Here is a 13,610-nt window from a genome sequence, read left to right as displayed (position 1 = left end):
GGGGCCCGTCGGGCCCCGCCGCCGGAGCGGGGGCGCCTGCGGCGCCGGCGCGGCGGGTTGCCTCCGGCGGGCGGTGACCTGCGGCCGCCGGGCCCGGCAGGGCCGGGGCAACGGGCAGGCGGGGACGGACAGTTCGGCGGCCCCGGCCGTACCCGGCGACGGCCGGCACCTCGCGGAGAGCGGGTCACCCGCGCGGAGGGCGGTCCTCAGCCCCAGGCCCGGCAGGGTCGGGTCAGCGGGGAGCGGCAGTTCCCCGGGCATCGGCCCGGGCCGTACCCGGCTCGGCCGGCGGCTGCGGCACACCGGGCATCAGCGGCAGCCGGTCAGGGCGTTGTGCCGCCTGGTGAGGGACAGTTGGGGCACCGCGCCCCGATGGAGGGCGGCGGTCGCCGCTCGGGAGAACCACCCCGGCCCGGCCGGAGCACCGTGCGCGACGGGCCGGCGCACAGCACGTGACCACGGCGGACCGCCCCCGGCGCACCGCGCGCCCGCGCGCAGCGCGCACCGGGGGCCCCTCGCCCCGGGAGGGCGAGGGTCAGCGGCGTTCGCTCAGGATGACCGCCGCCGCGATGGCGGCGAACAGCAGCAGCGGAGCCGCGACAAACAGGCCGAGGGTCTCGGCGACGCTCAGGCCGGTGCCCGGGTCGTCGCCGTCGTCCCGGCGCAGCGCGTGAGCGGCCGGCGAGGAGAGCAGCGTCAGCAGCACCGTGGTGACGGAGACCGCGACGGCGCGCTTCTTGTTCATGTTGACCACGCCCTTACAGTAACCAACGCCCTCGCCGGGCACGGCTCAGGGGGCCCGGTCGCGGGCGGCGGCCAGCAGGCGGGCCAGCCGCCCGGAGGCGGTCAGCTCCTCCAGGGTCACCGGGCGGCCGGTGGCGTCGGCCACCGGCAGGCGCCAGTTGGGGTACTCCCGCCAGGTGCCGGGCACGTTCTGCGGCCGCCGGTCCCCCACCGCGTCGGGCAGCCACACGCCGACCAGCCGGGCCGGGGTCAGCGCCAGGAACCGGTAGGCGGCGGCGATCCGTTCCTCCTCCTCGTCGGAGCCCGCGTCGGAGCCCGCGACGGAATCCCCGGCGGACTCGCCGACGGGCCCCCCGGCGGGCCCCAACAGGCCCATCCGTTCGAAGGTTTCCAGCCAGTCGGCCAGCTCGGCCTCGGACTCGGCGGCGGCGCCCGCCGGGTCGGCGAGCAGGCCGAGGCGTTCGCGCAGCCGGACGTCGGAGCCGTCCCAGCGGGCGGCGGTGGCCGGGAGGTCGTGGGTGGTGACGGTGGCCAGGCAGTTCGTGCGCCACTCGGCCGGGTCCAGCGGCGGGTGCCCCTCGCGGTCCCAGTGCCGCTCGAACCAGAGCACCGAGGTGCCGGCCACTCCGCGCTCGGCCAGCCGTTCGCGGACCCCGGGTTCGACCGTTCCCAGGTCCTCGCCGACCAGCACGGCCCCGGCCCGGTGCGCGGCCAGCGAGAGCACCGCCAGCATGGCGTCGGCGTCATAGCTGACATAGGTCCCGTCGCGCGGCTCGGCGCCCTCGGGAATCCACCAGAGCCGGAACTGGCCCATCACATGGTCGACCCGCAGCCCGCCCGCGTGCCGGGCGAGCGCGCCGGCCAGCTCCAGGTAGGGCGCGTAGCCGGTCTCGGCCAGCGCGTCGGGGCGCCAGGGCGGCAGGCCCCAGTCCTGGCCGCGCTCGTTGAACGCGTCCGGCGGCGCGCCGACCGACATCCCGCCGGCCAGCACGTCCTGGCCGGCCCAGGCGTCCGAGCCGTCCGGGTGGACGCCGACGGCGAGGTCGTGCAGCAGGCCGATGCCCATCCCGGCGTCGGTGGCGGCGCGTTGGGCCCCGGCCAGCTGGGTGTCGGTGAGCCAGGCCAGCCAGCGGTGGAAGTCGACCAGGGCGGCGTGCTCAACGCGGGCCGCCTCGGTCTCGGGGCTGTCGGGCCGGCGCAGCCCGGGCGGCCAGCGGTGCCAGTCGGGGCCGTGGCGCTCGGCGAGGGCGCACCAGGTGGCGTGGTCGGTGAGGGAACGGCCGCAGGAGTCGACAAAGCGATGAAACGCCGCCGCGCGGCCGGGGCTCAGCGGCACCTCGCGCAGGATCTCCAGGGCGGCGCGCTTGACGGCCCAGACGGCGTCCCGGTCGATCGGGAGACGCTCGTCCAGCACCGCGCGCCGGAGCGCGGCGGCGCGCGCCAGCAGGGGCTCGATCCGTTCGCGCGCCCCCGGGTCGAGATAGCCGAACTCGGGAACGGCCTCGATCCGCAGATGCACCGGATCGGCGAAGCGCCGGGTGGCCGGGCGGTAGGGAGAGGGGTCGACGGCCTCGCCCTCGGCTGGCGGCACGGCCGCGTGCAGCGGGTTGAGCTGGAGGAAGCCGAGGCCGCCGGCGGAGCCGGCCCAGCTCGCCAGGTCGGCGAGGTCCCCCAGGTCACCCATGCCCCAGGAGCGCTGGGAGAGCAGCGAGTAGAGCTGGACCATCAGCCCGACCTCGCGCCGGCGTGCGACGGGCGCGCTGTCGGGGGGCACGAGAACGGTGGCGGTCGCGGTGCGCCCGTCGGGCGCGCTGGCGTGCAGGGTGTGCCGGCCGACGGGGGGCGGGGTGGCGGCCAGCGGGCCGCGTTCGCCGTTCTCCGTCAGGAGGTGCAGCTCGGTTCCGGTGGGCACGGCGGGCGGGGCGAGGGGGCGCGAGGGGCTGCCGACCAGGGTGGGCGGCAGCAGCCGCCCGGCGTCTGCGGCGCCCCTGGCCAGGGCCGCGCGGATCGCGTCGGGTCCTTCGGCGTCCACGCCGAGCGCGCGCAGCACGGCCAGGACGGTCTCCCTGGGCACCTCGACCGACTCCCCCGGTGCGGGGGCGTAGGAGGTGGCGACGCCGTGGGTCGCGGCCAGCCGCGCCAGGGCGTCCATCAGACGCCGATGGCCTCCGCGCCACCGCGGCCGCTGGGCTCGGCGACCAGGGGCGGCTCGGCGGCGAGCGGCTGCTCGGAGGTCAGGGGGGCGAGGTCGCCGGGCGAGGGCTCGCTGGTGAGCGGCAGCTCACGGGCCGCCGCCTGGGCCGGCACCCCGATCATGGGCGGGGGCGCCAGGCTGTTGAGACGTTTGCTTTTGCTTTCGCAGTGGGTCCGGGTGGCGACGGCCACGGGGTACTCCGTTCACTGAGGACGACTGACGGATGCCGCTCCGCGGTTCACTCGGAAGTTCACTCAGGGCGACGGTCCTGGGTACTGCTCTACCCAGTGAACGCCATCGCATCCGTGGTCGCGACGGGAAAGCGGCGCAGCTCACGCGCCGGTGGCCGAAAATCTTGTGGCGCCGGCGAGCGGGAACGTCGGTTTTCGCGGCCGGGAAAGGGGCGGCGCGCGGGTCGCCGGGCCGGCGGTCGAGCCCGTCGCCGAGGTCGTGGCCGGCCACCCGATCGGGTGGCCCGACCAGGCGGAACACGCGGGGCGACGGCCCGGCCCACCCGGACCGTCTCAGACGGGTTCCGCCGACTCCGCCGGCACCTGCACCCGCTCGGCGCCAGCGCCCGGGGAGACCGGGGAGACCGCCCCCTGGGAGAAGGCGTCCTGGGCGGCCGCGCCCTGCCGGCCGGACCTGGCCGGGTTCCCCTGCCTGGCCGGCTTCGCCTGCTTGCCCGGCTTGCCCTGCTTGGTCGACTTGGTCGGCTTGGTCGGCTTTCCGGTGCGGGTCGGGCGCGCCTCTATGCGGGCGAGCGCGTCGTCGGCCCCGTAGGGCCGCAGATAGGGGAGCCACTGTGGGTCGCGGTGGCCGGTGCCGATGATCCGCCAGGCCAGCCCGGACGGCGGACCCGGCGTGTGCCGCAGCCGCCAGCCCAGCTCGGCCACCTGCCGGTCGGCCTTGATGTGGTTGCAACTGCGACAGGCCGCGACGACGTTGTCCCAGGCGTGCTGGCCGCCCCGGCTGCGCGGGATCACATGGTCGACGCTGGTGGCGACACCGCCGCAGTAAGCACAACGGCCGCCGTCCCGGGCGAAGAGCGCGCGTCGGGTCAGCGGCACGGCGGTGCGGTAGGGCACGCGAACGAAGCGTTTCAGCCGGACCACGCTGGGGGCCGGGATGGCGCGGCTGGCGCTGCGCACCAGGGGGCCGGAGGTCTCCAGACTAACGGCCTTGTCGTTCAACAGCAGGATCAGCGCGCGCCGGACCGGCACGACGCCCAGTGGCTCGTACGAAGCGTTGAGGACCAAGACGTGTGGCACGAACGCCCTCCGTTTCCGTCGGCGGCGCGTGGCTCGCGCCGGGACGATCTCCCTCAGTGTGTCCCGGGTGGGGCCACCGGCGCCACCACGATCCGGGAATGTGCCCCAAGTGTCATCCGCCACACCCGCCCCGCCGCTACCCCCGAGTTTCCCCTGCTACCCGCCGTTCACCGGGGCTTCGGGGTCCCGGGGCGGGTCGGACGGCCGATTACCGTTGGCCTGCGCGGGGCTGGGACGTGACGGAGGCGACGACATGGACAACTGGGAGACGTGGCTGGCCGGTGGGCTGCGCATCCTGCTGATCACGGTCATCGCCTTCGTCGTGCGGCTGGTGGTGCGCCGGGCGCTGACCCGGCTGATAGCGCGCCTCAACCGCGAGGACGAGAAGGACGGCAGGCGCCGGATGGCGCGCGGTGGCCGGCTGGTCAACGCCGAGCGGCGGCGGCAGCGTTCCGAGGCCATCGGCTCGGTGCTGCGCAGCGCCGCCTCGGTGCTGATCCTCGGCACGGCCGGGCTGATGGTCCTGTCGCAACTGGGCATCCAGCTCGGCCCGCTGGTCGCCAGCGCCGGGATCATCGGCGTGGCCATCGGCTTCGGCGCGCGCAACCTCGTGACGGACGTGCTCAGCGGCATGTTCATGCTGCTGGAGGACCAGTACGGGGTCGGCGACACCATCGACGCCGGCGAGGTGACCGGCACCGTGCTGGAGATCGGCCTGCGGGTGACCACGCTGCGCGGCGAGAACGGCGCCATCTGGTATGTGCGCAACGGGGAGATCAAGCGCGTGGGCAACCTCAGCCAGGGCTGGGCGGTGGCGGCCGTCGAGGTGGCGGTCGCGCCGGACAGCGACGTCACCCAGGTCCGCAAGCTGATCGCGACGGCCGGCGAGGAGATGTCGGCCGTGCCGCCCTGGGACGAGCTGCTGTGGGAGCCGGTCGAGGTGTTGGGCCTGGAGTCGGTGGCCCTGGACTCGATGGTGCTGAAGGTCACGGTGCGGACCCCGCCGACCCAGGCGCCGCCGGTGGAACGGGAGTTGCGCTGGCGCATCAAGCGGGCCCTGGACACGGCCGGCATCACCCAGGTGGACCCGCCGGCGGTCTCGCTGGTCAAGTCCACCGACTGAGCGCCGGGCCCGACGCGTTCCGGTTCCGGCGCGATCCGGCCCTGACGCGTTCCGGTTCCGGCGCGATCCGGCCCCGCCGCGTTCCGGTTCCGGCGCGATCCGGCCCCGCCGCGTTCCGGGCCCGCCGCGTTCCGGTTCCGAACGCCCCTCCCGCCGTGATCCGCGGTGGCGCAGAATGGCGGCCATGACCAGCGCGAAACCCGCCATCACCATCCGCGGCTACCGGCCCTCCGACCGCGACGACCTGGCCGACATCTGCGTCAGGACCGCGCACGCCGGCGAGGACGCCACCGGTCTCTACGCCGAGCCGGAGATCTTTCCGGCGATCTTCGCCACGCCCTACGCCGAGTTGGAGCCCGAGCTGGTCTTCGTGGCGGACAACGGCGAACGCGCCATTGGCTACATCCTCGGCACCGCCGACAGCACCCGCTTCTACGCGGACTTCCGCGCACGGTGGCTGCCCACCGTCGCCGACCGCTTCCCGGCGCCCACGCCGCCGGTGACGGGGCGGGACGACGGGCTGCGGTATCTGCTGCACCACGCCGAGGAGATGCTGGTGCCCGAGATAGCCGCCGAGTACCCGGCGCATCTGCACATCGACCTGCTGCCCGAGGGGCAACGCCAGGGGCTCGGGCGGCGGTTGATGACGACGTTCGTCGACGCGCTGCGGGAGCGCGGGGTGCCGGCGCTGCATCTGAGCATGAACCCGGCCAACACCAACGCGCGGGCCTTCTACGACCGGATCGGCTTCACCGAACTGCCGCGCCCGGCGGGGAAGAAGGACGTGGACTACCTCGGCATGAGGCTCTGAGCCCGAGGCCCGGCGGGTCCGTCCCGGCCGCCGGGGCCGTGCCGCCGCCCACGCGTTCCCCCGGCGCCCGCGCCGTTCCGGCCTCCGACCGTTCCGCCTCCGACCGTTCCGCCTCCGGCCGATCCGCCTCCGACCGATCCGTGACACATCGGGAGTGAACGCGCAAAAGAAGATCGCGAAACCGACAAGATCCGGGCAAGTGCGGTGTGGCGCCCCGGCCGGAGCGGCATACTGACGGCCGTGGCCCATGCCGACATCGCGAGGGGGAGGGCCCACCACGTGACTCAGCCGCCCACCGCCCCGCCCGCGAGCCCGCCGGTCCTCCCGGCACCGCGCGCCGAGGGCGCGGCCGGGTCCCCCGCGCTTCGGGCCGCACCCCCCGGGCTCCCCCGGCGACGCGGCGCGCTGCGGGAGAACGCGGGCCGGCTGCGGGCCGCGCTGCGCACCGAGCCGGGTCAACTGCGGCTGATCGGCGCGGTGTTGACGGGCCTGCTGCTGCTGTTCGGCGCGGTGACGTTCGGTCAGCTGGCGGAGCGCGCCGAGTCCGCGCGGACCGCGCGGGAGAGCAGCCAGCCGCTGAGCCGGGACGCCGCCAGCATCTACCGTTCCCTCGCCGACGCCAACACCACGGCGGCCAGCGGCTTCCTGGCCGGCGCCGACGAGCCGAGCGAGGTGCGCAACCGCTACATCAGGAACATCAGCCTCGCCTCCGAGCTGCTGGTCTCGGCGGCCGAACGCGGCCGAGGCTCACCGCAGTCGGCGGCCCTGATCGCCCGGCTCAACGCCGAACTGCCGCGCTACACCGGGCTGGTGGAGACCGCGCGGGCCAACGACCGGCAGGGGTTGCCGCTCGGCAGCGCCTATCTGCGGTACGCGGACGAGCGGATGCAGGGCACGTTGCTGACCTCCGCCTCCGACCTGCACCGGCTGGAGACCGCACGCTACCGCGCCGACCTGGCCGACGCCCGCTCCTGGCCCTGGCTCTCGACGGGGCTCGGCGTGGCGAGCCTGCTCGCGCTGGGCTGGGCGCAGCGCCGCCACTATCTGCGCACCAACCGGGTGCTCAACCGGGGCCTGGTGGCCGCGACCACGGCCGCCGCCGTGCTGCTGCTGTGGCTGGTCGGGGCGCAGGCGATGGCCAGGTCCTCGCTCAACGAGGCCGACGCGGGGGCGGGGCGGGCGCTCACCACGCTCAACGACGCCTGGACGGAGGCGCTGTTGGCGCGCGGCGCGGAGAACCTGACCCTGGTCTCGCGCGGCGGCGACAGCACCTTCGAGGACGACTACCTGACGTCCATGGACCGGCTGTTGGCCGACCCCGACCGCCTGGCGGAGGGGCTGCTGCCCCGGGCCTACGCCCTCACCGGGGAGGCGGGCCGGGAGCCGGTGGGGGAGGCGATCCGGGCGGCCAACGAGTGGCGCGAGCGGCACGACGAGGCCCGCGAGTCGGAGTTGGCGGGCGACTACGACGACGCCATAACCCGCGTGATAGGGGGCGAGGGCTCGACCGGCGAGTCCTTCGATCGGGTGAACAGCGAGCTGTCGGCCGCGGTCGCCGTTCAGCAGGAGCGGTTTCTGAACGCGGCGCAGAGCGGGCTCAACTGGCTCGGCGGGCTGCCCCCCGCCGCCGTCGGCCTGGCCCTGCTGGCCGCCGCCGGCACGGTGCGGGGCGTGGGCCTGCGGCTGGCGGAGTACCGATGAACGCGGGGGCGCGAATGAACGCGGGGGGTGCGAACCGCGTCTCAACAGGCGGGGCGTGCGCGGCGCGCGCCGGGATCGCGTGGGGCGCGCGCGGCCCTCGCGGCGGCGGGACCGCGCGCTTCCGGCGGGGAATCCGTGGACGGACGGAGGGTGGGGCCATGAGAGGAACGAGGCGGCGCGCTCCCGGCGGCGAGCGCGGACTGGCCCCGCACTGGCGGGCGTTGCTGCTGGGCGGCGCCGGGCTCGCGCTGGCCGGGTCGATGGTGGTGGGCACGTTGACGGCCGGTCCGGGAACGCCGAGGGAGCCGACGCCCGGCACCGGGACCACCGAGGCGACCCGGGCCAGCCTGGACGAGGAGACCCCGACGCGGGTCCGGGAGCGCTGTGGCGTCGAGGACGGCGAGAACGGCGGCGACGGCGAGGGGTTCGACCCGGCCGAGAGCCTCACGCCCTCGCGGGAGGGCGGCCCCGCGGTCGACGCGATCAGGGAGCGGGGCTCCCTGATCGTCGGCATCGACCAGAACAGCTACCGCTGGGGCTACCGGCTCCCGGAGTCGGGCGACATCGTCGGCTTCGACATCGACCTCGCCCGCGCCATCGCGGAGGACCTGCTCGGCCCCGACCCCGACATCGTCTTCCGCGCCATCCCCACCGACCAGCGGGAGGAGGCGCTGGAGGACGGGACGGTGGACATGGTGGTGCGCAGCATGTCGATCACCTGCGAGCGCCTCGACGAGGTCGCGTTCTCCACCTCCTACTTCGAGACCGGGCAACAGCTGTTGGTGCCACGGGACTCGACGATCACCGACTTCGACGAGTCCATGGCGGGGCAGCGGGTGTGCAGCGCCAGCGGTTCGACGGCCAGCCGGTGGCTGGAGCGGGAGAGCCACGGCGCCGTCCTGTTGGAGCGGCCGAACCACCTGGACTGCCTGGTGCTGATCCAACTCGGCCTGGCCGAGGCCCTGATGACGGACAGCGCGCTGGCCGCCGGCCACATGGGGCAGGACCCGTCGATGCGGCTGGTCGGGCCGCAGCTGACGTCCGAGTCCTACGGGGTGGCGATGGCGCTCGGCAAGGACGACCTGGTGCGTTGGGTGAACGCGGTGCTGGACGACTACCGGGGCGACGGGCCCGACAGCCCCTGGCACCGGTCGTTCGAGGAGTGGCTCTCCGGCTATCTTCCGGACACGGCCAACGACCCGCCCGAGCCCCTCTACCGCGACTGATCCGCCGCGACTGACACCGACACCCACACCGCGACCGAGACCACGACCGTTCACCGCGACCGAGGCCACCGGCCGGCACCGCGACCGAGGCCGCCACCGACACCGACACCGACCGAGATCCGAGATCGACACCGACCGAGATCGACGTGACGCGACAGAGATACCCGAGGGGTCAACCGGGGAAGGGATCGATCCATCATCCGACCGACGGCCGCGCCGGACGCGGGCCGTCACGACCGCGACCCGGGGCCGCGTGCGGCCCCCGACCGTGACCTGTCCGAGTACAACTGACCACAGCCGACACACCGAAAGCCGGCGGGAAAGACTGAGGGGAGAGCGATGGCCCCGGATTCCGGCGGGACAGTGCTGAGCCGCGAGGAGGTGGACCGCTCGCTGGCGCGCTTCGCGGCCGAGCACGAGGCGATCGAGACCTCGCTGCTGGCACTCCAGGACCACGCCGGTCGCCGACTGCTGGAGGGCGCGGACCTCAGGGGCCGCACCCGGGAGCGCTGGGCGCGGGCGGAGCGGGTGTTGGCGCGGCTGTGGAGCCGGTTCGACCTGCTCAGCGAGGCGCTGGAGACGGCCAGGGAGTTGCGGGCCCGCCGCCGGGAGCCGCACCGCGAGGAGCTGCTCCAGCTGAGCATGGTGCTGGACGGGGCCCATCTCGCGGTGCCGGACGGCGAGGGCGGCGTGGAGCACCTGGGCTGGCCGGAGTTGATCGGGCGGATGAACGCGGGCTACGCGGAGGTGCTGGACCTGCTGGTCGCCGCCGACGTGGTCTGGTCGGCGCTGCCGGCCCGGATAGACCTGCTGGCCACCGAGCTGAACCGGCTGCGGGAGCTGGCGCACTCGGTCGGCGTCCGCCCGGGCGCGCATCCCGCCGGCGACGAACTGGCCGAGATCACCGAGGAGTTGACCCAACTGCGGGTCGAGGTGATCGCCGACCCGCTGGCGTTCTGGACGCCGGCCGGCGGCAGCAGCGCGCCCGGTGGCGGGCGGCCCGACACCAGCCGCTACGACCGCGCGGCCCGCGCGCTGGACGACATCAGGCGGGAGGTGGACGCGGTGATCGGGGTCCGCAAGGACGCCGAGGAGCGGCTGATCCGGCTGCGCGACGTGCTGTCGAGGGCCGATCGCACGCTGGCGGAGGCGCGCACCGCGCGGGGCGAGGTGCTGGCGAAGATCGCCGCCTCCGAGGTGCCGGCGGTCAACGGCCCGGCGCACGCGCTCCACGAACAGCTGATCACCGCCGCCGACTACCGCAGGCGCTCCCAGTGGCACCGGCTGTCGCCGCTGTTGGAGTCGCTGGAGCAGCGCGCGGAGGAGGAGTTGCGGCGGGCGCGGGACTCGCTGTCCGCCGTGACCGCGCCGCTGGCGGTGCGTGCCGAGCTGCGGGGGCGGCTGGACGCCTGGCGGGCGCGGCTCGCCCGGGCCGACCGAGCCGACGAGCCGCTGCTGGCGGAGCGGTACGACGCGGCGCGCCGGCTGCTGTGGACGGCGCCCTGCGACCTCCGGGCGGCGGAGACGGCGGTGCTGCGCTACCAGGAGGCGGCCGCCGAACTGTTGGCGTCGCCGGATGAGGGGCCGGGCGGCCGCGTCGCGCCGGAGGAACGACCCGGGGGCGGCCTGGCGCCGGAGGAACGACCCGGGAGCCGCGCGGCACGGCTGCGGGGGGAGCGATGAGCCCGACGGCGCACGAGGAGACCGGCCGGCCCTGCCAACGCCCCGGCTGCGACGGGCGCTACCGGCTCGCCGAGCGCGGCCAACTGTACTGCGACGCCTGCGGGTTGGCGCCCGTGGTGTCGGCCGAAGGGATCATCGGCGACACGAGGACGCGGCCCACCTCGCCGCGCCTGGGCGAAGGGCCGGACAGCGAGGGCTCGTCCGGCTCGGGCTCCGGCCGGTCCTCGCGGTCCCGCGCCTCGCGGCGCTCGGTCTCGGGGCGGCTCGCGCTGGGCGAGACGGGGCCGCCCACCGGGCCGTTGATCACGGTGCGTGGCAAGCGGGCCGCCGCGCCCGCCCGTTCCCGGCTGGGCGCTGGGCTGGTCGCCATGCCGAGGGTGCCGCGCCCCGACCCCCGCAAGGCCGTCCTGAAGAACCCGGAGGTGCCGGAGCGTAAACGGTTCTGCGGGAACAACGAGTGCGGCGCCCGGGTGGGCCGCTCCCGCCAGGGCCGGCCGGGCCGCACCGAGGGCTACTGCACCAAGTGCGGGCACCCGTACTCGTTCGTGCCCAAGCTGCGCCCGGGCGACCTGGTCAAGGACCAGTACCGGATCACCGGCTGCATCGCGCACGGTGGCCTGGGCTGGATCTATCTCGCCGTGGACACCGCCGTCTCCGACCGCTGGGTGGTGCTCAAGGGCCTCCTGGACACCGGCGACGAGGACGCGATGGCCGCCGCGATCTCCGAGCGCCGCTTCCTGGCCGAGATCGAGCACTCCAGCATCGTCCGGATCTACAACTTCGTGGAGCACCTGGACCCGCGCACCGGGAGCCTGGACGGCTACATCGTCATGGAGTACGTGGGCGGTCAGTCGCTCAAGCAGATCGCCAACGCCCGCCGCACCCCCGAGGACCGCCGCGACCCGCTGCCCGTCGAACACGCCTGCGCCTACGGCATCGACGCCCTGGAGGCGCTCGGCTATCTCCACGGCAGGAACCTGCTGTACTGCGACTTCAAGGTCGACAACGCGATCCAGCAGGACGACCAGCTCAAGCTCATCGACCTCGGGGCCGTCCGCAGGATGGGCGACGTGGACTCCCCCGTCTACAGCACCGTCGGCTACCAGGCGCCCGAACTGGCCGAACGCGGCGCCTCGGTGGCCTCCGACCTCTACACCGTCGCCCGCACCCTGGCCGTGTTGACCTTCGACTTCCAGGGCTACACCTCCGTCTACGCCGACAGCCTGCCCGACCCCGAGCACATCGAGGTGTTCCAACGGCACGAGTCGTTCTACCGTTTCCTGGTGCGCGCTACCGATCCCGACCCCGAGGCGCGCTTCGCCTCCGCCGAGGAGATGGCCGAGCAACTCACCGGCGTGCTGCGGGAGATCGTCGCCGAACGCAGCGGCCGACCCCAGCCGGCCGTCTCCCAGCTCTTCGCCCCCGAGGCCCGGGTGGTGGACACCGAGCCGCTGCCGGCGCCCAGGGACGGCGTCTCCCGGCTGGGCGCCAGGCCCGGCGGCCGGCGCCGCGGCCGGAAGCGCGCCGCCGAGGCCCACCCCGCTGGGCCGCCCGCCACCGCCTCCCGGCCGGCTGGCCCGCCGGCACCGGCGGTGGTGCCGCCCAACCTCAGGGACATCGCCCTGGCGCTCCCGCTGCCCCTGGTCGACCCCGACGACCCCAACGCCGGCTTCCTCGCCGGCCTGATGGCCAGCGCCCCGGCCGAGCAGCTCGTCGCGCTGCGCCAGGCGTCGACCGACTCGGTGGAGCGCCGCCTCCGCGAGGTGCGCGCCCACCTCGAACTGGCCGACCCCGCCTCGTGGGTGGCGGCCCGCGCCGTGCTCGCCGAGCTGCGCCAGCGGCACGCCGGCGACTGGCGGATCGTCTGGCACCAGGGGCTGGCCTCCCTGGTGGAGGGCGATCTGGCGACGGCGGCCGGCGCCTTCGACGCGGTCTATGACGCCTTCCCCGGGGAGATCGCCCCGAAGCTGGCGCTGGCCGTCTGCGCCGAGTGGCTGGGCCAGCTCGACAACGCGGCCGACTACTACGCGCTGGTCTGGGCCTGTGACCCCAGCCATGTGAGCGCGGCCTTCGGTCTGGCCAGGGTGCGGCTGGCCGCCGGCGACCGGGCCGGGGCCGTCGCCGCCCTGGAGTCCGTCCCGGAGACCTCGGCGCACCACACCGCCGCCCGGGTGGCCGCCGTCCGCGCCAGGCTCCGCCCCGGCGCGCTCGGCGAGGACACGCTGCCCGACCTGCTGGCCGCCGGCCACCAGGTCGCGCTTTTGCGTGCCGCCGGACTGGAACCATCGTTGAGTGAACAACTGTCCTGTGAAGTGCTGGGACGCGCCCTGGACTGGCTGCTGTCCGGGGACGCCGACCAGCCCGGACGGGCGCGTCCACAGCTCCGACTGCTGGACACCCCGCTCGACGAGACGGGTGTCAGACAGGGACTCGACCGCTCCTATCGGAGACTGGCCAGACTGGCACCGACCAGTAGTGAACGGACAGAACTGGTGGAGGCGGCCAACCGCCTCCGCCCCAGGACATGGGTGTGACGATGCCGCAGCTCGACCAACTCTCCGCCTGCCCCGGCTGCGGTGAGCCGCTGGAGGAAGACGACCGCTTCTGCGGGGTCTGCGGCACCGACCTACGCACCGCCGCCCGCTCCCCCGGCGCCCCGTCCCCGAACGGCACCCAGGAGCGCCCCCCGGGCTACACCCCGACGGAGCACGACTTCCATCTGCCCCCTCCGCTCCAGTCGCCGCCGCACCCGGACCGCGCGGAGCGGCAGCCGCCACCGGCGGGACCGGCGGCGGCTCCGGCACCGGCCCACCCGGGCCCGGCGGCGGCAGCGGCGCCCCCGCCACCACCGGCCCCC

General features: G+C 75.1%; 10 protein-coding genes and 1 pseudogene. 7 read left to right on the top strand and 4 right to left on the bottom strand.

Annotated elements, in window-relative coordinates; genetic code table 11:
- Positions 1-535: 535 nt before the first annotated feature.
- The 4 genes and pseudogenes from EBN88_RS23330 to EBN88_RS23315 form a co-directional block, all read right to left on the bottom strand.
- The gene (locus EBN88_RS23330; protein WP_122399040.1) at positions 536-745 is read right to left on the bottom strand and encodes a hypothetical protein; all 210 of its coding nucleotides are present in this window, start codon (positions 743-745) and stop codon (positions 536-538) included.
- A 45-nt stretch (positions 746-790) separates the two neighbouring features.
- Positions 791-2,896, bottom strand: a complete 2,106-nt coding sequence (malQ, locus tag EBN88_RS23325) for a 4-alpha-glucanotransferase (protein WP_122399038.1) — start codon at positions 2,894-2,896, stop codon at positions 791-793.
- Positions 2,896-3,060 (bottom strand): hypothetical protein, encoded by a 165-nt coding sequence (locus EBN88_RS31285; protein ID WP_193317775.1) that lies wholly within the window; start codon positions 3,058-3,060, stop codon positions 2,896-2,898. The genes malQ and EBN88_RS31285 overlap by 1 nt, the downstream gene beginning before the upstream one ends.
- Before the next feature lie 624 nt (positions 3,061-3,684).
- Positions 3,685-4,209: pseudogene (locus tag EBN88_RS23315) on the bottom strand (HNH endonuclease); the annotation flags it as partial.
- A 214-nt stretch (positions 4,210-4,423) separates the two neighbouring features.
- Here EBN88_RS23315 and EBN88_RS23310 point away from each other — a divergent pair.
- The 7 genes from EBN88_RS23310 to EBN88_RS23280 all read left to right on the top strand — a co-directional run.
- Positions 4,424-5,332: a mechanosensitive ion channel family protein gene (locus EBN88_RS23310; protein WP_407703453.1), complete on the top strand. Its 909-nt coding sequence runs from the start codon at positions 4,424-4,426 to the stop codon at positions 5,330-5,332.
- Positions 5,333-5,516: 184 nt separating this feature from the next.
- Positions 5,517-6,143, top strand: a complete 627-nt coding sequence (locus EBN88_RS23305; RefSeq protein ID WP_122399039.1) for a GNAT family N-acetyltransferase — start codon at positions 5,517-5,519, stop codon at positions 6,141-6,143.
- Between the two features lie 279 nt (positions 6,144-6,422).
- Complete coding sequence (locus EBN88_RS23300; RefSeq protein WP_122399035.1) at positions 6,423-7,844, top strand: hypothetical protein; 1,422 nt, start codon at positions 6,423-6,425, stop codon at positions 7,842-7,844.
- Positions 7,845-8,002: 158 nt separating this feature from the next.
- A complete protein-coding gene (locus tag EBN88_RS23295; protein WP_122399034.1) occupies positions 8,003-9,070 on the top strand; it encodes a glutamate ABC transporter substrate-binding protein in 1,068 nt (355 codons plus the stop codon).
- A gap of 339 nt (positions 9,071-9,409) precedes the next feature.
- A complete protein-coding gene (locus tag EBN88_RS23290) occupies positions 9,410-10,753 on the top strand; it encodes a hypothetical protein (protein ID WP_122399033.1) in 1,344 nt (447 codons plus the stop codon).
- Positions 10,750-13,287, top strand: coding sequence for a serine/threonine-protein kinase (locus EBN88_RS23285; protein WP_122399032.1), 2,538 nt, complete (start codon positions 10,750-10,752; stop codon positions 13,285-13,287). The genes EBN88_RS23290 and EBN88_RS23285 overlap by 4 nt, the downstream gene beginning before the upstream one ends.
- A gap of 2 nt (positions 13,288-13,289) precedes the next feature.
- Positions 13,290-13,610, top strand: a 321-nt coding sequence (locus EBN88_RS23280) for a zinc-ribbon domain-containing protein (RefSeq protein WP_147472815.1), incomplete at its 3' end; no start/stop codon positions are given.

Source organism: Streptomyces triticirhizae, assembly GCF_003696235.1.
GTDB lineage: Bacteria > Actinomycetota > Actinomycetes > Streptomycetales > Streptomycetaceae > Streptomyces > Streptomyces triticirhizae.
This window is presented reverse-complemented; position numbering and strand designations above follow the sequence as displayed.

Excerpts from the sequence above, each read along its gene's own strand:
- EBN88_RS23330 (WP_122399040.1), bottom strand. The coding sequence starts at position 745 with ATGAACAAGAAGCGCGCCGTCGCGGTCTCCGTCACCACGGTGCTGCTG.
- malQ (WP_122399038.1), bottom strand. The coding sequence starts at position 2,896 with ATGGACGCCCTGGCGCGGCTGGCCGCGACCCACGGCGTCGCCACCTCC.
- EBN88_RS31285 (WP_193317775.1), bottom strand. The coding sequence starts at position 3,060 with ATGATCGGGGTGCCGGCCCAGGCGGCGGCCCGTGAGCTGCCGCTCACC.
- EBN88_RS23305 (WP_122399039.1), top strand. The coding sequence starts at position 5,517 with ATGACCAGCGCGAAACCCGCCATCACCATCCGCGGCTACCGGCCCTCC.
- EBN88_RS23295 (WP_122399034.1), top strand. The coding sequence starts at position 8,003 with ATGAGAGGAACGAGGCGGCGCGCTCCCGGCGGCGAGCGCGGACTGGCC.
- EBN88_RS23290 (WP_122399033.1), top strand. The coding sequence starts at position 9,410 with ATGGCCCCGGATTCCGGCGGGACAGTGCTGAGCCGCGAGGAGGTGGAC.
- EBN88_RS23285 (WP_122399032.1), top strand. The coding sequence starts at position 10,750 with ATGAGCCCGACGGCGCACGAGGAGACCGGCCGGCCCTGCCAACGCCCC.